Origin of the sequence: Mesorhizobium sp. WSM3224 (assembly GCF_000427725.1) — a bacterium.
In the GTDB taxonomy this organism is placed as follows: Bacteria; Pseudomonadota; Alphaproteobacteria; order Rhizobiales; family Rhizobiaceae; genus Mesorhizobium.
Window position 1 is genome coordinate 106,249 of record NZ_ATYO01000007.1, and the last position, 26,159, is coordinate 132,407.

General features: G+C 65.1%; 20 protein-coding genes. 7 read left to right on the forward strand and 13 right to left on the reverse strand.

Annotated elements, in window-relative coordinates; translation table 11 throughout:
* Positions 1-69: 69 nt before the first annotated feature.
* The 5 genes from trpB (at position 70) to YU3_RS0114585 (ending at position 5,261) form a co-directional block, all read left to right on the forward strand.
* Positions 70-1,320 (forward strand): tryptophan synthase subunit beta, encoded by a 1,251-nt coding sequence (trpB, locus tag YU3_RS0114565; RefSeq protein ID WP_027166943.1) that lies wholly within the window; start codon positions 70-72, stop codon positions 1,318-1,320.
* Between the two features lie 2 nt (positions 1,321-1,322).
* Positions 1,323-2,162 (forward strand): tryptophan synthase subunit alpha, encoded by an 840-nt coding sequence (gene trpA / locus YU3_RS0114570; protein WP_027166944.1) that lies wholly within the window; start codon positions 1,323-1,325, stop codon positions 2,160-2,162.
* Between the two features lie 95 nt (positions 2,163-2,257).
* Positions 2,258-3,184 carry an acetyl-CoA carboxylase, carboxyltransferase subunit beta gene (gene accD, locus YU3_RS0114575; RefSeq protein ID WP_027166945.1) on the forward strand — a complete coding sequence of 309 codons (927 nt, stop codon included), beginning with the start codon at positions 2,258-2,260 and terminating at the stop codon, positions 3,182-3,184.
* Between the two features lie 293 nt (positions 3,185-3,477).
* Positions 3,478-4,803 (forward strand): folylpolyglutamate synthase/dihydrofolate synthase family protein, encoded by a 1,326-nt coding sequence (locus YU3_RS0114580; protein ID WP_027166946.1) that lies wholly within the window; start codon positions 3,478-3,480, stop codon positions 4,801-4,803.
* Between the two features lie 38 nt (positions 4,804-4,841).
* Positions 4,842-5,261 (forward strand): VOC family protein, encoded by a 420-nt coding sequence (locus tag YU3_RS0114585; protein WP_027166947.1) that lies wholly within the window; start codon positions 4,842-4,844, stop codon positions 5,259-5,261.
* A gap of 18 nt (positions 5,262-5,279) precedes the next feature.
* Here the strand turns inward: YU3_RS0114585 and YU3_RS0114590 are convergent, their stop codons facing one another.
* The 13 genes from YU3_RS0114590 to YU3_RS0114650 form a co-directional block, all read right to left on the reverse strand.
* Positions 5,280-5,561 (reverse strand): cupin domain-containing protein, encoded by a 282-nt coding sequence (locus YU3_RS0114590; protein WP_027166948.1) that lies wholly within the window; start codon positions 5,559-5,561, stop codon positions 5,280-5,282.
* 181 nt (positions 5,562-5,742) lie between these two features.
* Complete coding sequence (gene trxA, locus YU3_RS0114595; protein WP_027166949.1) at positions 5,743-6,066, reverse strand: thioredoxin; 324 nt, start codon at positions 6,064-6,066, stop codon at positions 5,743-5,745.
* Between the two features lie 74 nt (positions 6,067-6,140).
* Positions 6,141-9,653 (reverse strand): double-strand break repair helicase AddA, encoded by a 3,513-nt coding sequence (addA, locus tag YU3_RS0114600; RefSeq protein ID WP_027166950.1) that lies wholly within the window; start codon positions 9,651-9,653, stop codon positions 6,141-6,143.
* On the reverse strand, positions 9,650-12,769 hold the full coding sequence (gene addB / locus YU3_RS0114605; protein WP_027166951.1) for a double-strand break repair protein AddB: 3,120 nt from the start codon (positions 12,767-12,769) through the stop codon (positions 9,650-9,652). Before addB ends, addA begins: the two co-directional genes overlap by 4 nt.
* A complete protein-coding gene (locus YU3_RS0114610) occupies positions 12,766-13,488 on the reverse strand; it encodes a nucleotidyltransferase family protein (RefSeq protein ID WP_156913466.1) in 723 nt (240 codons plus the stop codon). The genes addB and YU3_RS0114610 overlap by 4 nt, the downstream gene beginning before the upstream one ends.
* Complete coding sequence (gene tsaE / locus YU3_RS0114615; protein ID WP_027166953.1) at positions 13,485-14,996, reverse strand: tRNA (adenosine(37)-N6)-threonylcarbamoyltransferase complex ATPase subunit type 1 TsaE; 1,512 nt, start codon at positions 14,994-14,996, stop codon at positions 13,485-13,487. Before tsaE ends, YU3_RS0114610 begins: the two co-directional genes overlap by 4 nt.
* Before the next feature lie 10 nt (positions 14,997-15,006).
* On the reverse strand, positions 15,007-17,583 hold the full coding sequence (locus YU3_RS0114620; protein ID WP_027166954.1) for a PAS domain-containing sensor histidine kinase: 2,577 nt from the start codon (positions 17,581-17,583) through the stop codon (positions 15,007-15,009).
* Positions 17,584-17,772: 189 nt separating this feature from the next.
* Positions 17,773-19,173 (reverse strand): adenosylhomocysteinase, encoded by a 1,401-nt coding sequence (gene ahcY, locus YU3_RS0114625; RefSeq protein ID WP_027166955.1) that lies wholly within the window; start codon positions 19,171-19,173, stop codon positions 17,773-17,775.
* Positions 19,174-19,388: 215 nt separating this feature from the next.
* Positions 19,389-19,685 carry an HPr family phosphocarrier protein gene (locus tag YU3_RS0114630; protein ID WP_027166956.1) on the reverse strand — a complete coding sequence of 99 codons (297 nt, stop codon included), beginning with the start codon at positions 19,683-19,685 and terminating at the stop codon, positions 19,389-19,391.
* Positions 19,682-20,083, reverse strand: coding sequence for a PTS sugar transporter subunit IIA (locus YU3_RS0114635; RefSeq protein WP_027166957.1), 402 nt, complete (start codon positions 20,081-20,083; stop codon positions 19,682-19,684). Before YU3_RS0114635 ends, YU3_RS0114630 begins: the two co-directional genes overlap by 4 nt.
* Positions 20,084-20,348: 265 nt before the next feature.
* Entirely contained in the window at positions 20,349-20,810 is a 462-nt protein-coding gene (locus tag YU3_RS0114640; RefSeq protein ID WP_027166958.1) for a serine kinase, read from the reverse strand.
* A gap of 13 nt (positions 20,811-20,823) precedes the next feature.
* Positions 20,824-22,608, reverse strand: a complete 1,785-nt coding sequence (locus YU3_RS0114645) for a sensor histidine kinase (RefSeq protein ID WP_027166959.1) — start codon at positions 22,606-22,608, stop codon at positions 20,824-20,826.
* Positions 22,609-22,745: 137 nt separating this feature from the next.
* Positions 22,746-23,447 carry a response regulator transcription factor gene (locus tag YU3_RS0114650; RefSeq protein WP_006201274.1) on the reverse strand — a complete coding sequence of 234 codons (702 nt, stop codon included), beginning with the start codon at positions 23,445-23,447 and terminating at the stop codon, positions 22,746-22,748.
* Positions 23,448-23,788: 341 nt separating this feature from the next.
* Here YU3_RS0114650 and YU3_RS0114655 point away from each other — a divergent pair, with 341 nt between their 5' ends.
* Positions 23,789-25,399 carry a phosphoenolpyruvate carboxykinase gene (locus YU3_RS0114655; RefSeq protein ID WP_027166961.1) on the forward strand — a complete coding sequence of 537 codons (1,611 nt, stop codon included), beginning with the start codon at positions 23,789-23,791 and terminating at the stop codon, positions 25,397-25,399.
* Between the two features lie 183 nt (positions 25,400-25,582).
* Positions 25,583-26,020 carry an alternative ribosome rescue aminoacyl-tRNA hydrolase ArfB gene (arfB, locus tag YU3_RS0114660; protein WP_027166962.1) on the forward strand — a complete coding sequence of 146 codons (438 nt, stop codon included), beginning with the start codon at positions 25,583-25,585 and terminating at the stop codon, positions 26,018-26,020.
* Positions 26,021-26,159: the final 139 nt, after the last annotated feature.

The window sequence follows — 26,159 nt, forward strand, 5'->3', positions numbered from 1 at the left end:
CGAGCATGTCCCGGAAAAGTGGGAACCGGTTTTCCGCGAGGACATGCTCTTAAGCCAAGGAGATCGGCGATGAACAAGCCGGCTATGCCCAATTCCTTCCGCACCGGGCCCGACGAGCAGGGGATGTTCGGCATTTTCGGCGGTCGTTTCGTCGCCGAAACGCTGATGCCGCTGATCCTCGATCTCGAACGGAACTGGAACGAGGTCAAGAACGATCCGGATTTCAAGGCCGAACTGCAGAACCTGTCGACCCACTATGCCGGGCGGCCCTCGAAACTCTATTTCGCCGAAGGCCTGACGAGGCATCTTCGTGAGGTTTCCTCGGCGAAGGGCCTCGGGGGCGGCGCCAAGGTCTATTTCAAGCGTGAGGACCTGAACCACACCGGCTCGCACAAGATCAACAACTGCCTCGGCCAGATCCTGCTCGCCAAGCGCATGGGCAAGAAGCGCATCATCGCCGAGACCGGCGCCGGCCAGCATGGCGTCGCCTCGGCCACCGTTGCGGCCCGCTTCGGCTATCCTTGCGTGGTCTACATGGGCGCCACCGATGTCGCCCGCCAGAGCCCGAACGTGTTCCGCATGAAGCTGCTCGGCGCCGAAGTGCGGCCGGTCACCGCCGGCCACGGCACGCTGAAGGACGCCATGAACGAAGCGCTTCGTGACTGGGTGACCAATGTCGAGGACACCTATTACCTGATCGGCACCGCCGCCGGCCCGCATCCTTATCCGGAGCTGGTGCGCGACTTCCAGTCGGTCATTGGCACCGAGGCGCGCGCGCAGATCCTCGAACAGGAAGGCCGGTTGCCCGATACCATCATCGCCGCCGTCGGCGGCGGCTCCAACGCCATCGGCCTGTTCCATCCCTTCCTCGACGACAAGGACGTTCGCATCATCGGCATCGAAGCCGGCGGCCGTGGCCTCGACGGCATCGAGCATTGCGCCTCGATGAGTGCCGGCAAGCCGGGCGTGCTGCACGGCAACCGCACCTATCTGCTGCAGAATGGCGACGGCCAGATCATGGACGGCCATTCGATCTCGGCCGGTCTCGATTATCCCGGCGTCGGGCCGGAGCATTCCTGGCTGCGCGACTCGGGCCGCGTCGAATATGTGCCGATCCTCGACGACGAGGCGCTGGAAGCCTTCCAGCTCACCACCCGCGTCGAAGGCATCATCCCGGCGCTGGAATCGGCGCATGCCATCGCCCATGCGATGAAGATCGTGCCTTCGATGGACAAGGACCAGATCGTCATCGTCAACCTGTCCGGCCGCGGCGACAAGGACGTGCATACGGTGGCCAACATGCTGGGCATGGAGATCTGACAATGACCACCCGCATCGACCGCCGCATGGCGAAGCTCAAGTCCGAGGGCCGTCCGGCTTTGGTCACCTACATCATGGGCGGCGACCCCGATTACGACACCGCCCTGGCCATCATGAAGGGGCTGCCGGTGGCAGGCTCAGACATCATCGAGCTCGGCATGCCCTTCTCTGATCCGATGGCCGACGGTCCGGCGATCCAGGCGGCGGGTCTCAGGGCGCTGAAAGGCGGCCAGACGCTGGCCAGGACGCTGAAGATGGCGTCCGAATTCCGCGCCGGCGACGACGAGACGCCGATCGTGCTGATGGGCTACTACAATCCGATCTACATCTACGGCGTCGACCGCTTCCTCGCCGACGCCAAGGCCAGCGGCATCGACGGTCTGATCGTCGTCGACCTGCCGCCGGAGATGGATGAGGAGCTTTGCATTCCGGCGCTGAAGGCCGGCGTCAACTTCATCCGCCTCGCGACGCCGACCACCGACGACAAGCGCCTGCCCAAGGTTTTGCAAAACACCTCGGGCTTCGTCTACTACGTCTCGATGACCGGCATCACAGGCTCCGCCCTTGCCGACACGGCAAAGGTGTCGGCGGCGGTCACACGTATCAAGGGCCATACGGCGCTGCCGGTCTGCGTCGGCTTCGGCGTCAAGACCGCCGAGCAAGCGCGGGTAATCGGCGCCTCGGCAGATGGCGTCGTCGTCGGCACGGCGATCGTCAACGCGGTCGCCAATGTGCTGGGCCCCAGGGGCGAGAAGACTGCCGATCCGGCCGAGGCTGTCGCCACTCTGGTCTCCGGCCTTGCCCAGGGCGTGCGTTCGGCCCGCCTTGCCGCCGCCGAATAGCCGGACTATTTGTTCGCTACGCAATTCAGGCCGGAAATCCGCCACGGACTTTTCCTGAATTGCTCGAAGTCTCTTCCAGGACAGGAGCCGAAGCCATGAACTGGATCACCAATTACGTCCGCCCGAAGATCAATTCGATGCTCGGCCGGCGCGCCGACATGCCGGAAAATCTCTGGATCAAGGATCCCGAGACCGGTGAGATGGTCTTCCACAAGGATCTCGAATCCAACCAGTTCGTCATCCCGGCTTCCGGCCATCACATGAAGATCTCGGCCAAGGAGCGGCTGAGGTACTTTTTCGACGACGGCAAATACGAGGTGCTGGAAAACCCCAAGGTCGTCCAGGATCCGCTGAAGTTCCGCGACGAGAAGCGCTACACCGATCGCCTGAAGGAGGCGAAGGCCAAGACCAGCCTCGAGGATGCGATCCTCAACGGCGCCGGCACCGTCGAAGGGCTGCCGGTCATCGTCACCGTGCAGGACTTCGCCTTCATGGGCGGCTCGCTCGGCATGGCCGCCGGCGAAGCCATCGTGCATGCCTTCGAGGTTGCACTGCAGCGCAAGCGGCCGCTGATCCTGTTCGCCGCTTCCGGCGGCGCCCGCATGCAGGAAGGCATCCTGTCGCTGATGCAATTGCCGCGCACCACTATCGGCGTCGACCGGCTGAAGGAAGCCGGCCTGCCCTACATCGTCGTGCTGACCAACCCGACCACCGGCGGCGTCACCGCCTCCTACGCCATGCTGGGCGACGTCCAGATCGCCGAGCCCGGCGCGCTGATCGGCTTTGCCGGCCCTCGCGTCATCGAGCAGACCATCCGCGAAAAGCTGCCCGACGGCTTCCAGCGCGCCGAATACCTGATGGAGCACGGCATGGTCGACATGGTCGTCTCGCGCCTGGAGTTGCGCTCCACCATCGCGCGGCTGCTGAAGATGCTGCTCAAGATGCCGGAAGCCGAGAAGCCGCGCGAGTCGGAGATCTTGCCGCCGGCGGTGGTCAGTGCCGAGGCGCGGCCGCAAGCCTGAGGCGAGATCGGCCCGACGCGACATCTTTCGCCGCGAACCGCGATTTGCGTCGCCTGCTTCGTGCTGTAGCTTTGATTTGCACATGGCCCGCTTGAAACCGATTCCCGGTTTCAGGGTCACGCGCTGAAGCAATTCCAGGAAAAGTGTGAAACGGTTTTCCGTCCGGAATTGCGTCAAAGAGAGAGCAATTCCAGGAAAAGTGTGAGACGGTCTTCCGTCCGGAATTGCGTCCACAAAAAAGAGAGAGCGGCTCTGCATTTCCATGAAATGATGAACCGCTCTAGGATTCCGCCATGACAACGCTTTCCGCCGAACGCGAAATCGAACATCTGATGACGCTGCATCCGAAAGGCTTCGACCTTTCGCTGGACCGCGTCACGCGGCTTCTCGAACGCCTCGGCAATCCGCAGGACCGGCTGCCGCCGGTCATCCACATCGCCGGCACCAATGGCAAGGGCTCCTGCGCCGCCTTCGCGCGCGCGCTGCTGGAGGCGGCTGGCCACCTCGTCCACGTCCATACTTCGCCGCACCTGGTGAACTGGCACGAGCGCTACCGGCTGGCGGCCGACGGCGGTGGCAAGCTTGTCGACGACGAGGTTTTTGCCGAGGCGATCGCACGCGTCGCCGAGGCCAATGCAGGTCAGAAGATCACTGTCTTCGAGATCCTCACCGCGGTCACTTTCATCCTGTTTTCGGAGCACCCGGCGGAGGCGGCGATCATCGAGGTCGGACTCGGCGGCCGTTTCGACGCCACCAATGTCATCGAGCGGCCGGCGGTTTCGGTGATCATGCCGATATCGATGGACCACGAGGCCTATCTCGGCGACCGCGTCGAACTGATCGCCGCCGAAAAGGCCGGCATCATGAAGCGCGGCTGCCCGGTGGTGATCGGCGCCCAGGAAAGCGAGACGGCGCTTCATGTGCTGATCGAGACGGCCGAGCGGCTGGATTGCCCGACCTTCGTCTATGGCCAGGATTTCCTCGCTTTCGAGGAGAACGGCCGCATGGTCTATCAGGACGAGGACGGGTTGATGGACCTGCCCTCACCGCGCCTGCCCGGGCGCCATCAATACGCCAACGCCGCGGCGGCGATCGCCGCCGTCAAGGCGGCCGGCTTCGAGATCGGCCACCGCGCCGCCGAGCGGGCGATGACGCATGTCGCCTGGCCGGCGCGCATGCAGAAGCTGACGCAGGGCAAGCTGGTCGACCTGGCGCCGAAAGGCTCCGACATCTGGCTGGACGGCGGCCACAATCCTGGCGCCGGCATGGTCGTTGCCGAGGCGCTGGCCGAGCAGGAAGAAAAGAACCCGAGGCCGCTGATCCTGATCTCAGGCATGATCAGCACCAAGGACCAGACCGGCTATTTCAGCGCCTTCAAGGGCCTTGCCCGCCATGTCTATACCGTGCCGGTAACCAACAGCGATGCCGGCGTGCCGAACGACGAATTGGCGCTGCGCGCCACTGAGGCCGGCCTGTCGGCCGAGCCGGTCAGCTCCGTCGCCTGCGCGCTGATGCTGTTGCGCGACAGCTGGGACGGCGCGGCGCCGCGCATCCTGATCGGCGGCTCGCTTTATTTCGCCGGCGCCGTGCTGGACGAAAACGGCACGCCGCCGACCTGACAGAGGCAACCCCTGGGACGATCGCGAGGAGTCGGGCCATGATCAAGGTAAAGCAGCTCGCCCATGTCTGCATCTTCGCGCATGATCTCGAAGCGACACGAGGCTTCTACCGGGACGTGCTCGGCCTGGACACGCAGTTCAATTTCCTGCGCGACGGCAGGATCTTCGGCTTCTACCTCAATTGCGGCGGCCGCAGCCATGTCGAGGTGTTCCAAAAGGACGGCACGGCCTACAGCGAGCAGAACCAGATCAACCATTTCTGCCTCGAGGTGGAAAACATCGATGCCGCGATCGCCCACATCAGGTCCAAGGGCGTCGACGTGACGGCCAAGAAACACGCCTGCGACGACACCTACCAAGCCTGGATCCGCGACCCCAACGGCGTGAAGATCGAGCTGTTCGAATACACCGCCAAAAGCGCTCAATTCACCGGCGGCGATTGCATCGCCGACTGGTGATTGCGCCCGCGACGCGGCCTACTTCAGCTCGATCTCGATGAAGGCGTATTCGCCGTCATTGGCGTTGATGACGTCGTGCTCGACGCCTTCCCGGCGGAAATAGGGCGCGCCTTGCTTCATCTCGGCGAAGGATTCGCCGTCCTTCGTCACCAGCTTCACCTTGCCGTCCATCAGCGGCACGACAACGTAGTCGTGGCCATGGCGGTGCCAGCCGGTGTTGGCGCCGGGGGCGAAGCGGTATTCGGTGACGATGACGCGCTCATTGTCGACGTGAACTGTGGCCTTGGCTGTCCCGGTCATGGCGTTCTCCTTTTTTTGTAGAAGAGGAGATCGAGAGCGCGAACGTCAGGGCCAGAGCGCCATCAGCGATGGCGCCAAAGAAAAAGCCCGGCACGAATGAACTGACCCCCGAAAGTTGGACACAACCTTCGGGGGTCAGTTCACGAATTGCCGGGCTTGTTCTTGAACTTTTCGAATTGGCTCAGGCGAGGCTGCCGTTGATCCAGTGCGACAGCGCCGTCTTCGGCGCGGCGCCCACCTTCATGTCGGCGACTTCGCCGCCCTTGAAGATCATCAGCGTCGGGATCGAGCGCACGCCATACTGCGCGGCGAGCTCGGGGTTCTCGTCGATGTTGAGCTTTGCCACCTTGATCTTCGCACCGAGCTCGTTGGCGATCTCTTCCAGCGACGGGCCAATCATCTTGCAGGGACCGCACCATTCTGCCCAGAAATCCACCACGACCGGCTCTTTGGCGTTGAGCACATCGGCTTGGAAATTGCCCTTGTCGACCTTGACGGTGGCCATGCTGAAATCCTTTCGAAAACGCGGGTTGCACCAAATGTGGTGGTTGTGGCGGCGATGTTCAAGCAGTTCTTGTGTCACGCTGCCGTGAGTCGGGCAAGGGCGTCGTCCATGGCCTTGGCCGGCAGCTCGATCAGGCGTGGCGCCTCGGTGAACAGCAGCGCCGCGGAAACCTCGCGGCCAGGATAGAGCGGTCTGAGCAGCGCGCGGTAGAGCGCAAGCTGCAGCACATAGGCAGGCGGCACCTCCGCCAGGGTCCTGGGCGCCGGCCGGTTGGTCTTGTAGTCGACGATCGACACCTTTTCCGCAGTGACCGCCAGCCGGTCGATCTTGCCGGAAATCGAGCGCAGCTTGCCCTTCACCTCAAGGCTGCCCATGACCGCGACCTCGGCGCGCGAAGACGGCGAGAACAGCGCGCCGAAGCGGTCGTCGGACAGGATCGACAGCACCGCTTCCAGCGCCCTGTCGCGCTCGCCGTGCGGCCAGTCGGCGCCGGCGCGCCCCAGGTAGCGCTCCGCCGCGCCCCGCCTTTCCCCTTCCACAACGCCCGGCAGCATTTGCAGCAATTTGTGCAGGGCCAGGCCGCGCATGACAGCAAAGCCGGGTTCGGCGGCGGCGTCGAGCACCGGAGAGCGCGTGTCGGGGACGGTGTCTTTGGCCTCATCGATCAGCGCCGAGGCGCCGGAAGGCGAAAGCGGTCGCGGCAGGTCCTCATAGGGCGGCAGCGGCCGGAACAGGTTTTCAGGCAGCGCGGCAGCATGCTCAAACGGGCCCGCCTCGTCGACGCTGGTCAGCGCCACTGGCGGCAGCTTGGTCATGTGGAAACGATGCACCGCGACATCGGCCGTTGCGGGATGCCGGCGCTCGGAACTCTCCGGCGCACCGAGCAATGCCCGGCTGACGATCGAATGCCACGTGCCGGTGCTGGGCTGCCGCTTGCCGTGATAGCCGCAGACGATCAGCCGGTCCTCGGCGCGCGTCATGCCGACATAGAGCAGCCGCCGGTATTCGTCGTCCGCCAGCTCGCGCGCCTTGATCGAGGCGGCGCGCGAAACGCCGTTGGCGACATCACTGGCCGAGCGCCACAGAAAGCCCTTGCCCTTCCATTGCGTTCCCGAGCTTTCGAACGGCATCAGCCGCGGCAAATGCTGGTCGCTGAACGGGGCCGAACCGCCATCGACGAGGAAGACGACCGGTGCCTCCAGGCCCTTGGCGGCGTGCACGGTCATGACGCGGACCTCATCGCGGGTCTGGTCCATCTCGCGCTTGATCTCGGGGCCGGCATTTTCCAGCGTCGAGAGGAAGGATCCCAGTCCCGGCAGGCCGGTGCGTTCCTCGGCCAGGCAAAAGCTCAGGAACTCGTCGAGGATATCGCCGGCTTCAGGCCCGAGCCGCGCCGTCATCTTGCGCCGCAGGCCGTCACGCGCCAGCATCGCGGCGTAGAATTCGAACACCGGCTTGAAAGCGATCTCGTTCGCCCAGGCATCGAGCCGGCTAACGACAGCGGCAAGAGCAATATCTTCGGCCGCATGCTGACGCAGCGAGGCAACCAGCGACTGGCCCTTCGGCCTTTCGCCGGCCAGCGCCAGCAATGTCTCCTCGGAGACCTCGAAGATCGGGCTGCGCAGCACGGCGGCGAGCGAAAGATCGTCCTCCGGCTGGATCAGGAAATGGCCGAGCGCGATCAGGTCCTGCACGGCGATATGGCCGGGCAGCCTCAGCCTGTCGGCGCCGGCAACCGCAATCTGGCGGTTCTTGAGGCTGCGCGACAGCGCATGTACGAAACGGTCGCGTTTGCGCACCAGGACCAGGATGTCGCCGGCGGTCAGTTTCCTGCCCTTGCCTTCGATGACCTCGCCATTGCGCAGCCAGTTCTGGATGGCCGTCGCTACATGCTCGGCCACGCGCACGGCCGGCGCGCTGGCATGGTTGACCGGCAAGGTCCAGTCGTCCGGCTCCTCGACCATTTCAGCGCCGACCGAGGGCCACACCTCGACATAGCCCGGCGCATCGTTGCGGATCGCCTTGTGGCTGAGCGGATCGGGATCGTGGCTGATGCCGCGCCGCACTCCCGGTTCTGCAAAGACGCGGTCGACGGCGCCAAGCACGTCGTCGCTCGAACGGAACGACCAGGTGAGCTTCAGATTGGCGAAGGCGGCTTCGGCATCGCGCACCCGGCCGGCAAACAAAAGCCGGCTTTCGGCAAAGGAATCCGGCGCCGCGCCCTGGAAGGAGTAGATCGACTGCTTTTCGTCGCCGACGGCAAACACCGTGCGCTTGATCGTCTCGCGCTGGCCGAGCCCGGCAAAGAACTCTTCGGTCAGCTTCTTCACCACTTCCCACTGGTCCGGGCTGGTGTCCTGCGCCTCGTCGAGCAGGATATGGTCGATGCCCTGGTCGAGCTTGAACTGCACCCACGGCCCGGCATCCGGGCGCGACAAAAGGCTCACGGTGCGCGTGATCAGATCGTTGAAATCGAGGAAACCCCGCCCGCGCTTCAACTGCTCATAGCGCGCGATCAGCCAGCCGGCGACTGTGAGCGCCGCCGCTGTCCCTTCGACCATGCGGAACAGCGCCAGCCGGTCCGATACGTCCAGGATCGCCTTGGCGACCGCGAGATAGCGCTCGGGCAGATCGGGCAGCCGGTCGACCAGCGCCTTCTTGAAGATCTTCGGCGGCTCATAGGGGTCGCCGTCGGCCTTGAGAAAGGCTTTTGCCAGGAGCCGCAGCCGGCGGATCGGGTTGGCTTCGGCGAATGCGCCACGCGCATAGGGGACAACATTGTTCAGCACCTGCCGTGCGTCGGTGGCTTCGGCGGCATTCACGAATTCGGCGAACTCACCGGGGGCAAAGCCAGGCAGCGGCCAGATCGAAGCGGCGATATCTTCGCCCGTCTGTCCGGGCTGGAAGCCGAATTCGGCGAACAGCGGCCGGAAATCCCGATCCTTGCCGAGCTTGGCGACGAAGCCGCGCAGTTCTTCGCGTTTGCCGACGATTTCGGAAAGCAGCGTGTCGAGACCGAACTCGCCGCCGCGCTCCAGCACTTTGGCGAAGGCTTCCGCCAGGCCTTCGACGCCGGCGCCTGCGCCCGAGATCATGTCGCGGCGGGCATCGCCGAACAGCGAGGCCTCCATCTGCGGATCGAGCATCTCGAAATGCGCCGGGATGTTGGCTTCGAGCGGGAACTGATGCAGCACCGATTCGCAGAAGGCGTGGATGGTCTGGATCTTCAGTCCGCCCGGCGTCTCGAGCGCTTCGGCGAACAGCCGGCGCGCGCGCCGCATGGTGTCGCGGTCGGCGCCGCGGCCGTCCAGCGCCGCGATCCTGACCGCCAAATCCGCGTCGGCCAGCGCCGTCCATTCCGACAGGGTCGAGAACACACGGTTCGACATGTTGGCGGCGGCCGCCCGCGTATAGGTGAGGCACAGGATCTTCGACGGATCGGTGCCGTTGAGCAAAAGCCGGATGACGCGCTGCGCCAGAACATGCGTCTTGCCCGAGCCGGCATTGGCCGACACCCAGGCGGAATTGGCCGGATCTGAAGCGCGCGCCTGGCTGGCGGCGGTATCGGAGGGGATCGGATATTTCATCCTTCCGCCTCGTCTTCGCTGGCGCCGCCCGCCGACCATTCGAGCACGCGCGCCAGATGGTCGTAATCGCCGTCGGCTTCGCCCTCGCGGAACGGCAGCGCGCGCGACAGATAGCCGGTCGCAGGATCCGCATAATGGAAGAGCAGCCGCTCCAGCCGCGCCCAGGCCTCCTCGGAGAGGTCGTTGGCGGTGCGGGGCTTGCGGTTGTATTCGAGGATCGATTCCTCGAACACCTCGCCAGTCGGCTTCAGCCGCACGAAGGCAAGCTGCGAGGGCTCGCGAATGCCGAGTTCCTTGAAGGCGCCGCGCCTGAGCAACGCGCCTTCCAGCGCAAGCTGCGGCGACAGCAGCGTATGCGCCTGCGCCTTCGAGGGCGAGGAGCCGGTCTTGTAGTCGAGGATATCGGCCATGCCGCCGGCCAGCAGGTCGACACGGTCGGCGTAGCCGGAAAGCGTCACGCCGGTGCGGCCGACCACGGTCTTTTCGGCGCGCTCCTCGGCATAGCGCCTCGCGACCGCATCGGCACGGCCATGCTCCCATTCGACGATGTTTTCGGCGAGCTTTTCGAAACGTGGCCACCAGATGGCTTCGATATCGGGCGGAAGCTTTGCGTCGGCAAAGCAAACACGGCCCGCTTCGATGAGGCTCGCCAGCGCGTTCGCCGCCCTTGGATCCTCCACCTGCCGCGAGAACAAATGCAGGATTTCGTGGAACAGCGTGCCGCGTTCGGCGGCGCCCGGATCGCGGATCAGCGGTTCGAGCGGCATCAGGCCGAGAATGCGCCGTGCATAGACCGCGTAGGGGTCGCGGCGCAGCGTCTCGATCTCGGTGACCGAGAAATGCCGCGGCCGCAGGCTGAGCGGCGGCCTCGGCTGCGGGCGCGCCGCGAAATCCTTCTTCTCGCCGGCATCGAGCGCACGCGCCCAGGCAAGCAGCGCGTCGCCACGCCGGCGCAGCGTCGTCGCCGGTTCCTTGCCGATAAAAGTCACGATGCGCTGCAACCAGCGCGACGGCACCGCCGGCGCATCGCCCGAGCGGGCCGAACGCGTCAGCACCACTTCGCTCGCACCCATCGCCATCTGGAAATCATGCGCGGCGAGACCGATGCGCCGTTCCGGCGGCTCAAGGTCGATGCCCGTCTTCATCAGCCGCGACATGAAGCGGTCGCTCTCGGGCTTGCGTGGCCAAACCCCTTCATTGAGCCCGCCAATGATCAGCGTGTCGACGTTCTGCAGCCGGGCTTCCAGCGCGCCCCAGATCGCGATATTGCGGTCGGTGCCTTGCGCCGGCTTCACCGTCTCCGGCGCGATCAGCGCCTCCATCACGTCGGGCCATTCCAGGGCGGCGAAGGTGAAAGGCGACGACACGGCCACCAGTCCGCGCAGCAGCTCGGCGAGTTTTTCGCCGGCATCTCCGGCATAGAGTTCCGTCAGGCTGTCATCGGACGCGCGGCCCAGATCCTCCAGCGCAACCACGCTCGCGCGCGTCAACGTCGCGATGTCGGCGTCTTTCTCCTGGCGCATCGCGGTGAGCGGCAAGAGTGTGTTGGTAAGACGGCTAAGCACTTCTTGCGCCTGCCCTATGCCGCGCACGGTCAGACGTGAAAACCAGAAAGGTTGCCTCGTGTCGCCACTCAGCTCAGCAAGTCGTGTGTCGAAAAGTTCGGCGAGCGATGCGACATCGGGCCGACCCGTGCCGCCGCGCAAGGCGACCAGCTCGACAAGTCCGGCAGCCTTGCGCACGCTCTGGCGTTCCAGACCAAGCCCGAGCAGCGGATGTTTGAGCAAGGCCAGGAGGCCCACCGGATCGCCGGGCCGGAACGCGGCGCTCAGCGCGAGCCTGAGCAGGCTGGCGGCCGGCGTGTTGGTGAGCGGCGCGCCACCGGAATCGTCGGCAACGACACCGAAGCGCAAAAGCTCGGCCGAAACCCGCCGCGCCAGCGCGCGGTCGCCGGTGACGAGCGCCGCGCGCTTGCCCGGCACCTCGGCGGCGCGCTTCAACGCGATGGCGATTGCCGCCGCCTCGTCGCGCTCGTTCGCCGCTTCAACCAGCGTCACGCCCGCAAGTGCCTGTTCGATATCGCCTGCCGTGAAGCGTGGTCGCGTCTCGGTCCAATATTCGGTGGTTTCGGCCGGCCGCAACGCTTCGCCGACAAGAGCCGCGCGCAGCGCAAGCGGCGGAGGCGCGGCGACGATGTCCTCGACATCGCGGCGCGGAATGCCGATGCCGCCGATCAGCTTGGCGAGGCCATATTGCGGGTGGCCGAGCGTTGCCGGCCGCGCGCCGGCCGCCGTTATCGCCGCCAAGGAAGCGTCATCCAACGCGCGGTCGAGCCCGGGCAGCACGACGGCGCCATTAGGCAGGCCGGCGATCACGTGAAGCAGTTCGGCGGTGGCGGGAATGGAGCCGGTGGAACCTGCGGCGATTACCGGTCCTGCCGGCGGATTGCGCTTCAGCCGCGCCGCCTCCAGGCGGATCAGCGCGCTGCGATGCGCGGCCGGGTTGGAGCGGTTGCGCTCCTTGAGCAATTCCGGCCAATTGTCGGTGACGATGCCGAGGAAATCGAGCGTCACCTGCCACCAGCCGGCCAGGTTGCCGGTGACCAGCGTCGCGAGCTTTGCCCAATCCGTGCCTTCTGTCTCGATCTCGTCCATCAGCCGGGCGAGGTCGCGCGCCAGCCAGATGGCGTCGGCGGCAGACGTCGGCACGACGAATTCCTCGTTGAACCGAGCCCTGACATGGTCCGGCAGGCTTTCCTTCCATGCGCGAACAAGCGGCGCCAGCAAAAGCAGCCGCTCCTGCGCGGCGATCGGTGGTGCGAGCTCGATGGCCGGTGCCGCCTCGGCGTCGAAGACCGCCTCGTCCTCGTCGAACTCGCCGAGCGGCCGCACCGTCGGCAGGATGGCGGAGCGTTGACCGAGCATGTCGACGAAAGCCCCGCGCAGGGCTCGCGCCGCGCGCCGCGTCGGCACATAGATGGTGGCGTCGGCCAGCGCCAGCGGATCGCCGTCGAAGCGGAAGCCGGGGATCAGGCGTCCGTCGAGCAACGCCCCCGCCAGCGTCGGCAGGAACGGCGCTCCGGGTGGGATGGAGAGAACGCGGCGCGAGCCGCTCATACCGCTTTCGCTAAAGCACCGGCGACGGCTGCCTCGGCCGCCGGGATGGCGTCCGGCGTGCCGACGGTGATCCAGCTTCCGTTCATCTTCATGCCGAATAGGCGCCCGGCTGCGATCGCCTTGTCGAAATAGACATTGAGCGAATGCGAGCCTGTGGGCGCTTGTCTGAAGACGCGCGGATGGATGATCGCCGCGCCGGCATAGATCAGCCCCGTCGGGTCACCCTTGGAGCGCCGCAAGGCACCGTCGGGCGCCACCAGGAAGTCGGTGCCGACGCAGTGCCCGGTCGCTGAGTCGAGATCGGTAAGCATCAGCAGAATATCCATTCTGGCAGCGTCCCATGCAAGGGCGAGGCGTTCGAGGCCGGGCTTGCCGCTGTCGATCCAGAACGTGTCGGCATTGATGATGTAGAAGGGCTCGCTTCCCAAAAGCGGCAGCGCCTTGACGATGCCGCCCGCCGATTCCAGCAAGGCTTCGCGCTCGTCGGAGATGACGATCCTCGGCGCCTTGCGGCCGGCGACATGGGCGACGATCTGCTCGGGCAGGTGGTGCACATTGACGACGGCCTTGCTGATACCCGCCGCTTCCAGGCTGTCCAGTCCCCAGTCGAGCAGCGTCTTGCCGGCGATCTTCACCAGCGGCTTGGGCATCGTGTCGGTGATCGGCCGCATGCGTTTGCCCAGCCCGGCCGCCAGCACCATCGCGGTGGTAGGCTTCATGGCAGGCGTTCCTCGAGCAGGCCGTGGGCCATGTAGAAATCCTTCAGGCCGCCAAGCGCCGGATGCGCCAGCGCCCGCCTCAGATAATCGCGGATGCGCGGCAGGTGTTTGAGATAATAAGGCTTGCCGTCGCGCTTTTCGAGCCGCACGAAGATGCCGAGGATCTTCGAATTGCGCTGTGCCGCCATGATCGCATAGGCCTCGGCGAACCCGGCCTCGTCGAAAGCGCCGGCGGCTTGCCGCGCCGCGACATAAGCGGCGACCGTCCGCCGCTCGATCTCGGGCGAGACGGTGACGCGCGCATCCATGGCTAAAGAGGCGACGTCATAGGCGGCCGGACCGATCAGCGCGTCCTGGACGTCGACGATGCCGAGCCGGTCGAGGCCGGAACGCTCCGGGCGCCAGATGATGTTGGGCGAATGGAAATCGCGCAGCATCAGCGTGTATTCGCTGCCTGCGAGGCGATCGAGCAGGGCGTTCCATACCTTGTGGTAGCCTGCCCGCAATTCATCGTCTGCCGGTTCGCCGGTGATCCATGGCACGTACCAGTCGACCAGCAGATCGGCCTCGATCAGCATGGCTTCCCGATCGAAAGGCGGCACGTCGTGGAACACGTCGGATGCTGCTTCCATACGCTCGGGCCAGGTCTTGCCATGCATCATGGCCAGCAGCTCCGCCGCTGCTTCGTAACGCTCGGCGACCGGCTGGCCGTCGCGACCGAGAAAACCTTCGGAGCCGAGATGTTCGATGAGCAAAAAACCCTGGTCGAGATCCTGGGAGTGGATCGCCGGCACGCTGACGCCGGCCGCAAGCAGCGCCCGGTCGATGGCGACGAAGGCGGTGACGGATTGGGCCGTATGGGCGATCACCGCATAGGGCTTGCCGTCGCGCACCGGTGGCCCGAGCACGAGGCGCGGCGAGTTCATCAGCACGCGCGACGCCTGGCCGGGCAGCGAGACGATTTCGTAGGAGCGGGCGGAAGCGTCGCCGACGAAATGGCGGCGGCTGGCTTCGCCCCATCCGGCCGAGGCCAGGAAATCGCGCATGGCCAGCGATCGCGCCGCGCGATCGTAGACCGGTCCCTGTCCCGACAACCTCGCCATGCGGCCTTCGCCGCGTTCGGCAAGATCGACCCACAGCGCGCTTGCCGGCAACCGGTCTCCCGCGCGCTCGGGCCATTCGATCAGCGCCGCGCCCTGGGTCAGCGCGTCGTCGAGGCCGAGCTCGTCGAGTTCGTCCGGCGTGGACAGCCGATAGAGGTCGAAATGATGGACCGGAACGCGCGTCTCGTAGCTCTGCACCAGCGTGAAGGTCGGGCTCGGCACCTCGAGATTGGCGTCGTCGGCAAGCGCCCGGATCAGCGCGCGGGCCAGCGTCGATTTGCCGGCGCCGAGATCGCCTTTCAGCGCGATCGCGTCGCCGGCGCGCAACGCCATGGCGAGGTCCTCGCCAAGCCTTGCCGTTGCCGCCTCGTCGACGAGAAAACGCTCCAGCACCGTCCCTGCCATGCGGGCCGCGCTACTCGGCCGCGTCGCGGATGCCCGGCGTATCCGGGATACCCGAAGGCTTGTCCGGGAAGGTGCAGATGACCGTGGTGCCCCTGTCCTGGCCGGTCTCGATGCGCACGGTTCCACCGTGCAATTCGACGAAGCTCTTGACGATCGAGAGCCCGAGCCCGGCGCCGCGCCGCCGCCCGCCATTGGTGCGCGGCTCGAAGCGGCGGAACACCGATTCCAGCACGTCCGGCGGCATGCCGGGGCCGTCGTCATGCACCGAGAACTCGACGCTGTCGGCCAACCGGCGGCAGGTCAGCGTGATCGTGCTCGCCTCCGGCGCGTAGTTCGCCGCGTTGCTGAGCAGGTTGTAGAGGATCTGGCGGATGCGGATTTCGTCGCCATGGAAGCTTGCCGGAGCCTCCGCCGCAACGATCTCAAGCTTGATCCGGTGCTCGTCCAGCCGGTCGGCGACCAGCTCGGCGGCCGCGGCGATCGTCCGGTCGATGTTCATTTCGGAGATGTCGAGCTGCATGATGCCGGCATCGACGGTCGCCAGGTCGAGGATATCGTTGACGATGGTGAGCAGCACCGACGACGATGAGCCGACATGCTCGACATATTCGGCCTGCTTCTGCGTCAGCGGACCGGTCGAGGGCAGCGACAGAAGCTCGGTGAAGCCGATGATGTTGGTCAGCGGCGAGCGCAGCTCATAGGACACGTGCTGCACGAATTCGTTCTTCAACTGGTCGGATTTCTCCAGCGCCTCGTTCCTGTCCTTCAGCGCCCGCTCGACATTGACGGTGTCGGTGACGTCGACGAAGGTGATCATCACCTGGCCGTTCGGCAGGTGGATCACCGCGTAGCTCAGCACCGTGCCGTCGACAAGCTCGATCTGGCCGCGGCGGTCGCGGCGCTCGTCGTCGAAGCCGGTGACCGCGGCGACGAAGCCGCCCCATGGGCTGTTCGCGACCCGCTGGTCGCACAGGTCGCGGATCGCCGTGACATGGACGTTGGGCTTGACCGCTTCCACCGTCAGCCCCCACAGCGCGATGAAGGCGGGATTGGACAGGCGCAGCCGCCCGTCCGGACCGAACACGACCACGCCTTCGGCGAGGTTGTCCAGCGTCTCGCCCTGCACCCGCACCGCGGTCTGGTAGCGGCTTTCGAGGTCCATCTTCTCGGTCAGGTTCTCGAACACCCAGGTGACGCCGCCTTTCGGCTGCGGGTTCGCCACCACGCGGATCGTCTTGCGGTCAGGCAGGTGCCACCAGTGCTCCTGCGATTCGACGGCGCGATAGGCGCTGAGCAGGTTTTCCTTCCAGCGCCGCCATTCCGGCTGTTCGGCGATCTTGCCTTCGCTGCGCAGCCGGTCGAGCAGCAGCGTGTTGGAAGGCGCGCTGAGCAGGAAGCCGCTGTCGAGACCCCAAAGCTTCTGGAAGGCCTGGTTGAAGAAGCGCAGTTTTTCGTCGGTGTCGAAGATCGCCACCGCGGTGTTCAACTGGTCGAGCGTGTCGGCATGGCTGCGCACGGTCCGCTCGTATTCGGCCCGGATCGTCTCGGCGGCGCTGGTATCGCAGGCAAGCCCCGCCGAACCGTCGGCGCCGGCGAAGTCGGTGACCGCGAACATGCGGCGGTCGCCCTCGATCACGGTGGAAAGCGTCTGTTCGAAGACCGGGCGCGACTTATGCTGCTCGGCGATCTGCTCGCGCGCCTGGCCGCCGAGGAATTCCTTGGCGTCGCGCACGGCCGCGGCCGCGTTTTCCGCCTCCACCGCCTCGGCATAGGCGCGGTTGACCCATTGCAATCGCCCGTCCGCGCCGCGCAGCCATGCCGGCATCTTCAAGGCGTCGAGCAGGCCGACCATGGTGTCGTAGTCGGCGCTGAGCCGCTGGTTCTCGATCTTCAGCCTGGCCTGGCTGCGCAGCGTCTCAGACAGCGAGACGAAGCGCACCAGAACATGCGCCGCGCTCTTGCGGCCGTGCACTTCCAGCGGCACGCCGGCCTGCGTTTCGATGACAAGATCGAAGGCCTTCGCCTGCTCGCGCAGCGCGGCAACCGCGTGCTCCAGCGCCGCCGCCGAGCGCGGCATCAGCCAGCGGCCAAAGGCAAGGAAAGCCGACCTGTCGTCGGGCGCGCCGCTTTCCAGCGGCAGGCTGCCGATAAGTTCGGGTTTCTTGTTGTCCGTTGTCCAGACGATCAAACGCTGGTCGCGCAGATTGAGCAGCGCTTCGGAGCGCTGCAGCGCGGCGTTGACATCCGCGATACGAGCCCTGAGCTGGACATTCTGCGAGGCGGTGCGTGCGCGCTCGCGGATCAGGAAGATGGCCGAGACAAGCGCGGCGCCCATGACGCCGACGAACATGGCGAGCTGCATGACCTCGACGGTGCTGACCGGCGCAGCGGCCTTTCCCGGGATGCCTGTGCCGGCGTGGGCGGCAAAGGCGAGCAGCGGGCCGGCAAGCGCCGAGGTGGCAAGAAGCAAGCCCAGCCGCGCGCTGGCACGAAAAGCACCGCCGCTCACGGCAGCGCCGGCATCGTTCGAATCCTTATGGCCGCCGGAAACGGCCTTTCCCGCGCGTGGCGGGTAATCCCCCGGCATGTCTTGGTCCTCTTCGCCGCTTGAATGCAAGACCGCCCTGAATGCGTCCCCGGCCCAACATGTCCCCGGCCGCGAATCACAACAATAACGCTTGCTGGAATCGGCGTGAAGAATCATTGGCGTAAAAAATAAAGCCGGGCGGAAAGTCAACCACCCGGCTTCAATATATGGTAGATAATTTCGCTTTGGTTAATAGCGGTAGTGTTCAGGCTTGTACGGGCCCTGCGGCGTCACGCCGATATAGGAGGCCTGTTCGCCGGATAGCTCGGTGAGCTTGGCGCCGAGCTTGTCGAGATGCAGCCGCGCCACCTTCTCGTCGAGGTGCTTGGGCAGCACATAGACCTGGTTCTGGTACTGGCCGTGCTTGGTGAAAAGCTCGATCTGCGCCAGAACCTGGTTGGTGAACGAGGCCGACATGACGAAGCTCGGATGCCCGGTGGCGTTGCCGAGGTTGAGCAGGCGTCCCTCGGATAGGAGGATCATCCGCTTGCCATCCGGGAAGGTGATCAGGTCGACCTGCGGCTTGACATTGGTCCATTTCAGGTTGCGCAGCGACGCCACCTGGATCTCGTTGTCGAAGTGGCCGATATTGCCGACGATCACCATGTCCTTCATCGACCGCATATGGTCGAGGGTGACGACATCCTTGTTGCCGGTGGTTGTGATGACGATGTCGGCGGTGGGCGCAGCGTCCTCCAGCGTGACGACCTCGAAGCCGTCCATCGCCGCCTGCAGCGCGCAGATCGGGTCGACCTCGGTCACCTTGACGCGGGCGCCGGCGCCGCGCAGCGAGGCCGACGAGCCCTTGCCGACGTCGCCGTAGCCGCACACCACCGCGACCTTGCCGGCCATCATCGTGTCGGTGCCGCGGCGGATGCCGTCGACCAGCGATTCCTTGCAGCCATATTTGTTGTCGAATTTCGACTTGGTGACGGAATCGTTGACGTTGATCGCCGGGAAGGGCAGCAGGCCTTTCTTCTGCAGCTGGTAGAGGCGGTTGACGCCGGTGGTGGTCTCCTCGGTGACGCCGCGGATCGCTTCCCGCTGCTTGGTGAAGAAGCCGGGCGAGGCCTTCAGGCGCTTCTTGATCTGGGCGAAAAGGATCTCCTCCTCCTCGCTGCCGGGATTGGACAGCACGTCCTCGCCGGCCTCGGCGCGCGCGCCGAGCAGGATGTACATGGTGGCGTCGCCGCCATCGTCCAGGATCATGTTGGAGATGCCGCCGTCGGTCCACTGGAAGATGCGGTCGGTATAGTCCCAATAATCATCCAGCGACTCGCCCTTGATGGCGAACACCGGAATGCCGGCCTCGGCGATCGCAGCGGCCGCGTGATCCTGGGTCGAGAAGATGTTGCAGGAGGCCCAGCGGACATCCGCGCCCAGCGCCTTCAGCGTTTCGATCAGCACCGCCGTCTGGATGGTCATATGCAGCGAGCCGGTGATGCGCGCGCCCTTGAGCGGCTTCTTGGCGCCGAACTCCTCGCGGCAGGCCATCAGGCCCGGCATTTCGGTTTCGGCGATCTCGATCTCCTTGCGGCCCCAGTCGGCAAGTGAGATGTCGGCGACCACATAGTCCTTGCTACCCGTCATGGCAGTGCTCCGGTGTGATTTATCTCAAAGGCGCGCCGGCGCCGGGAGGGCGCAATGAGGGCGCGAATTGCCGGCCTGACTAGCAGATCGGCCGTCACACGACAATGGGATATAAAGAAATCTTTATGCGCGCATGTCTTGGGAGCAATGCATGTCGCCCAAAAGTGCGAAGCGGTTTTGGGACAACGACATGCATCCAGCAAAGAAACCCGCGATCAGATTTCCTCGCCGAAACGGGAGGCGACCAGCTGCTCCAGCGCGTCCATGGCCGGCACGGCTTCCGGACCGCTGGCGATGACGCGGATCGAATAGCCCGGGCTCGCCGCCAGCATCATCAGGCCCATGATCGAGGTGCCGCCGACCCTCACGCCGTCCTTCTCGACATGGATGGTGGCGTCGAAGCCGGAGGCGATCTGGACGAACTTGGCCGAAGCGCGCGCATGCAGGCCGCGCTGATTGATGATCGGGAACTCCCGCACCACCTCAGCTTTCTCCGGCGCCGATGCGTTCATTTGCTGCTCAGGAGCTGGCTGGCGACGTTGATGTATTTGCGGCCCGCCGCCTGCGCTTCGTCGAGCGCGGCGGCCATGTTGTCGCCCTTGCGGATCGAGGAGAGCTTGATCAGCATCGGCAGGTTCATGCCGGCGATGACCTCGGTGCGGCCGGATTCCATCACCGAGATGGCGAGGTTGGAGGGCGTGCCGCCGAACATGTCGGTGAGCACGATGACGCCGGCTCCGGTGTCGACGCGCGCGACCGCGTCGACGATGTCGGCCCGGCGCTGCTCCATGTCGTCGTCGGCGCCGATCGCTACGGTTTCGAAATTGTCTTGCGGCCCGACGACATGCTCTACGGCATGCCGGAACTCGGTGGCGAGTTGACCGTGCGTCACGAGCACGAGTCCGATCATTCTCTGGTGGCTCCCGTCATCGCCGCTTCATAGGCGTATCTTATGTTCGCCAGCCATTCCAGGCGGCGGGAGCGCTATCTTGTCGACGCACGGCCGGTTGACAAGCCCAAAATTGCGGCAACCCGGGCCATTTTGACGCATCGCAACAAAAAAACCAAAGCATGTCTCCCGAAAGTGGGAGCGGGTTTCGGGACAGAGACATGCGCAGAATCAAAACTTAAAGCGCATCGAGCGAATCTGAAGATCGCGGCGCGCTTAGGCCGGATCATGAAAATGGCTGGATCGACAGCCGCGCCGTCAGCATCGGCAGCGCGGCCGTGACGTTTTGCCGGCCGACGTCGATGCGGGGCAGCCGGCATCCGTCGATCGTCTCTGTGGCTTCGTCCTGCAGCCGCGCCATTTCGGCCGGTTCGACAAGCCGAACCACAAGGTCGATCACGGCGGCCGGTTCGAAGGCAAGCGGTCGCGGTCCGATGCCGTGCACCTCGGCAAGGCCGGCGATGCTTGCCGGCGCGCGGCACACCAACCGGCCGCCATGCGCGGCCGCAAGCAACTGGTCGTCGCCGACCAGCCGGGAAAACACCCCGCGAGCGAGGCAATGATCGAGGAGCGCCAACGCCAGCGTCGTCTTGCCGGCGCCCGACGGCCCGGCGATCAGCACGCCGCGCTCGCCGATCAGGATGGCCGTCCCATGGATGTTCCGGTGCTTGACGGCTGCGTCTGGCATGTCGGTTAGGCGATCAGCCTTCCGCGGGCAGCGTCACCACGAAGCGCGCCCCCTTGATCTCGCCGGGCTTGGTGCCTGGGATGTTCTCGGCCGTCAGCGTGCCGCCATGCGCCTCGACGATCTGGCGGCTGATCGACAGCCCGAGGCCGGAGTTCTGGCCGAACGCCTCGCCGGCGGGCCGGTCGGTGTAGAAGCGCTCGAAGATGCGATCGATCTTCTCCGCTCGGATACCTGGGCCGTTGTCGTCGACGGTGATGATGTTGAACTTGCCGGCGCGCGTCAGCGAAATGGTGATGTGGCCATGCTCGTCGGGCACGAAGGAGCGCGCGTTCTCGATCAGGTTGGTGATGACCTGGCCGATCCTGAGATCATGGCCGACGACGAAATAGCCCTTGGCGCCGGCCGGCAGCTTGGCGACCTTGAGCTCGATCTCGACGGCCTTCTTGTTGCGTGTGGTCTCGCGCGAGACCGCGATGAGATCGGTGGTGAACTTCTTCAGATCGACGGTTGCCGCATCATCGCGCGCGAGCTCGGCATCGAGCCGCGAGGCGTCGGAGATGTCGGTGATCAGCCGGTCGAGCCGCCTCACATCGTGCTGGATGATTTCCATCAGCCGGCCGCGCGAGTTCTCGTTCTTCGCCAGGGGCAGCGTCTCGACCGCGCTGCGCAGCGAAGTCAGCGGGTTCTTCAATTCGTGCGAAACGTCTGCGGCAAAGCTTTCGATCGCCTCGATGCGCGCATAAAGCGCGTTGGTCATGTCGCGCACGGCAATGGACAAATTGCCGATCTCGTCCTGGCGGTCGGAAAAATCGGGGATTTCCTCGCGGCTCTTGACGCCGCGCCGCACCCGGACGGCGGCGGCGGACAGCCGCCGCAGCGGATTGGCGATGGTGGACGCAAGAAGCATCGACAGGATCGCGGTGACGAGCGCCGCCACCCCGAACACGCGCAGGATCGCCTTGCGCTCGGCCGCGACGATCTTGTCGATGTCGCCGCCTTCGGTGGATAGCATCAGCACGCCGAGCACGGCGCGGAAGCGCTGGATCGGCACCGCGACGGAGACGATCTGCTCGCCCTGCTCGCTCACCCGCACGATGGTCGATGGGCCGCCGGTCAGCGCCTTGACCACCTCGGGGAAGGCCGCGCCATTGCCGCCGGGCTGCTCGTGATAGATGGGCAGGTCCTTGTTGCGGAAGAAGTCGAAGATGAACTTCTCGACCCGCTCCACGGCGCCGGGCTGTTCGTCGTCGACGGGCGGCAGGTCGTAGCGCAGGATCTGGCCGCGCGAATAGAGATGCCTGGAATCGAGCAGGAGGTTGGCGTCGCGGTCATAGATGCGCGCGCGCGTGCGCGTCGGCGAGATCAGTCGTCGCAGCACCGGCGCGACGCGCTCGGGGTTGATCGGGAAGTCGAGATTGTCGAGCTGGTCCGACCCCGGCCCAAGGCTTTCGCCGGCCTGCAGCTCGAGCAGCTTTTCCGGATCGATGCTGATCGAATCGGTCTCCACCGTCGCCGAGGCCGCGATGGCTCCGGCGATGATCTCGCCTTGCGTCATCAGGCTTTCGACGCGGGCGTCGATCAGGCCGTCGCGGAAGGTGTTGAGGTAGAGGATGCCGGTGACCAGCACGGCGAGGCCGGCCAGGTTGAGGAACAGGATGCGCCGCGTCAGGCTGGAGAAGATGTGATGGCCGAGAAACCGGCGCATCGGCACGGTGATCTTCGACAGGAATGCGGGCACGATCCGCGGCTGACGCCTTGCCGCGCCGGCCCGTCTGCCTCGCTCTACTTCCACTGCCATCGAATAGCAGGCCCTGCTTAGTTGGTGAGTAGTGAGTAGGCAGTAGGGAATAGAGAAATGGTTGGCTGACCACGGCTATGCATGACTGGCCGCTCGCACCATTCAAAACTGACTACCGACTACTCCCTACTGCCTATTCATGCCTCGCGGAACCGGTATCCGACTCCGTAAAGGGTTTCGATCATCTCGAAGTCGTCGTCGACGGCCTTGAACTTCTTGCGCAGCCGCTTGATGTGGCTGTCGATGGTGCGGTCGTCGACATAGACCTGTTCATCATAAGCCGAATCCATCAGCGCATCACGGCTTTTTACCACACCGGGGCGCTGCGCCAGCGAATGCAGGATGAGGAACTCGGTCACCGTCAGCGTCACTGGCTCGCCCTTCCAGGTGCAGGTATGCCGCTCCTGGTCCATCACCAGCTGGCCGCGTTCGAGCGAGCGCGCCTGCTGGCTGGGCGCCTTGGCTGCCGCCTCGCGGGCGCTGGTCCGGCGCAGCACCGCGCGCACGCGCTCGACCAGGAGCCGCTGCGAGAACGGTTTGCGGATGAAGTCGTCGGCGCCCATCTTGAGGCCGAACAATTCGTCGATCTCGTCGTCCTTCGACGTCAGGAAGATGACCGGCAGGTCCGACTTCTGGCGCATGCGGCGCAACAGCTCCATGCCGTCCATGCGCGGCATCTTGATGTCGAGGATGGCGAGGTTCGGCGGCCGCGCCGCCAGGCCTTCCAGCGCCGACGCACCGTCGGTGTAGGTTTCGACCCGATAGCCCTCGGACTCGAGCGCGATCGACACCGAAGTCAAAATATTGCGGTCGTCGTCGACAAGCGCGATTGTTGCCATTTCAACTGGCTCCCTCATGAGCGTTCCCTTCTGTCGTCGAGAAGGGGCTTTTGCAGGACAAATTGGGTACAAAATGTGGCACGGGCCTTGTCCGAAGTCACGGGCAGCCTGCCGCTACACACCATCGCACCCATATTGGGATTGGACGAAGCAACCCTGCCAATCCTTTGGGCAACCTCTATGACTTTTTGCACATATAAACGATTTAAACAACTTTCAAATTTTTTAAATCGATTAATGATTTGATATCATTCGGCTTTTCTGGTTCTGAACCTGGCAGCCCCGGCGCGCGATCCGGGAAATCACCCGTCAGACGCGGCCAAATCCAGAGAGGAAATTTGATGTCGGAAGCCGGCAAACGCAACCCCGACTGCGCTATCGACGCGATCGGCCTGAAAACCACGGGCATGGTGCGCTACAATTTCGGCGCGGCCGAACTCTATGAGGAAGCGATCCGGCGCGGCGAGGCGAGACTGACCGCACGGGGCGCGCTGGTCGCCGAAACCGGCCAGCACACCGGGCGTTCGCCGAAGGACAAGTTCGTCGTGCGCGACGAGGCGACCGGCCCGCATGTCTGGTGGGACAACAACAAGGAGGTCTCGCCGGCGCAGTTCGAAGCGCTGTTCGCCGATTTCAAGGCCCATGCGACCGGCAGGGACCTCTACGTGCAGGACCTCGTCGGCGGCGCCGATGCCGAGCTGAGGCTGCCAACCCGGGTCGTCACCGAATTCGCCTGGCATTCGCTGTTCATCCGCAATCTTTTGATCCGCCCCGAAGCCGCGGAGCTCGAGCGCTTCACGCCGCAGATGACGATCATCGACCTGCCCTCCTTCCGCGCCGATCCGGCACGCCACGGCACCCGCACCGAAACGGTGATCGCGGTCGATCTCACCCGCAAGATCGTGCTGATCGGCGGCACCTCCTATGCCGGCGAAATGAAGAAGTCGGTGTTCACCATGCTGAACTATCTGCTGCCGGCAAAGGGCGTGATGCCGATGCATTGTTCGGCCAATGAGGGACCGGACGGCGACACCGCCGTCTTCTTCGGCCTGTCCGGCACCGGCAAGACGACGCTTTCCGCGGATCCGTCGCGTACGCTGATCGGCGACGACGAGCACGGCTGGGGTCCGCACGGCATCTTCAACTTCGAGGGCGGCTGCTACGCCAAGACGATCAGGCTTTCGGCCGAGGCCGAGCCGGAAATCTTCGCCACCACGCAGCGCTTCGGCACGGTGCTGGAGAATGTCGTGCTCGATGCCGGCCGCGCGCCGGATTTCAACGACGGCAGCCTCACCGAAAACACGCGCTGCGCCTACCCGCTGGACTTCATCCCCAACGCCTCGAAGACCGGCCGCGCCGGCCATCCGAAGAACATCATCATGCTGACCGCCGACGCTTTCGGCGTGATGCCGCCGATCGCCAGGCTGACGCCGGCGCAGGCGATGTACCACTTCCTGTCGGGCTATACCGCCAAGGTTGCCGGCACGGAAAAGGGCGTCACCGAACCGGAGGCGACGTTCTCGACCTGCTTCGGCGCCCCGTTCATGCCGCGCCACCCGTCCGAATACGGCAATCTGCTGCGCGAGCTGATCGCCAGCCATGGTGTCGATTGCTGGCTGGTCAACACCGGCTGGACCGGCGGCGCCTACGGCACCGGCCGCCGCATGCCGATCAAGGTGACGCGGGCCCTGCTGGGCGCCGCGCTCGACGGTTCGCTGAAATCGGCCGAGTTCCGCACCGACGCCAATTTCGGCTTCGAGGTGCCGGTCGCGGTTCCGGGCGTCGACGACGCCATTCTCGACCCGCGCTCGACCTGGGCGGACAAGGCCGGTTACGACCGCCAGGCCGCAAAGCTGGTCGGCATGTTCGCCGTCAATTTCGAGAAGTTCGAACGCCATGTCGACGCGACCATCCTCGGCGCCGCGCCGCGGCTGCAGGAAGCGGCCGAATAATCGCTGCCTCTAGAGCAATTCCAGGAAAAGTGTCATCGGTTTTCCGTCCGGAATTGCGTCTAAACAAAGAGATAGAGCGGTTCGCCGTTTCCGTGAAACGGTGAACCGCTCTAGCGTCTGCCCCCAGGGCCCGGTTCACACCGGGCCTTTTCTTTTTGTGGCCATCGCGTCATGAGTGCATGCATGGCGAGCGACGACGACATCATCATAACCGGCGAAGCCGTTATCCACCCGGGCGACCTGCACGAGGATTTCATCCGCTCGTCCGGCCCGGGCGGCCAGAACGTCAACAAGGTGGCAACCGCCGTGCAACTGCGCTTCGACGCGGCGAACGCATCGGGCCTGTCCGAGCGCGTGCGCGAGCGCGCCATCAAGTTTGCCGGCCAGCGCGCCACCAAGGACGGCGTCATCGTCATCGAGGCCGGCCGCTTCCGCACCCAGGAGCAGAACCGCGCCGACGCGCGGGCGCGCCTGACCGCGTTGATCGCCAAGGCGGCCGAGCCGCCGCCGCCGCCGCGCAAGAAGACCAGGCCGTCCAAAGGCGCCGTGGAGCGCCGCCTCAAGAGCAAGGCAGGCCGGTCGACGGTGAAGAAGCTGCGCGGTCGGGTCGAGAACGATTAGAGCAATTCCAGGAAAAGTGAGAGCGGTTTTCCGTCCGGAATTGCGTCAAAACAAAGAGATAGAGTGGTTCGCCGTTTCCCTGAAACGGTGAACCGCTCTGGCACGGTTGAATCGGTTGCTTCCAATTCAGGGTTGCAGA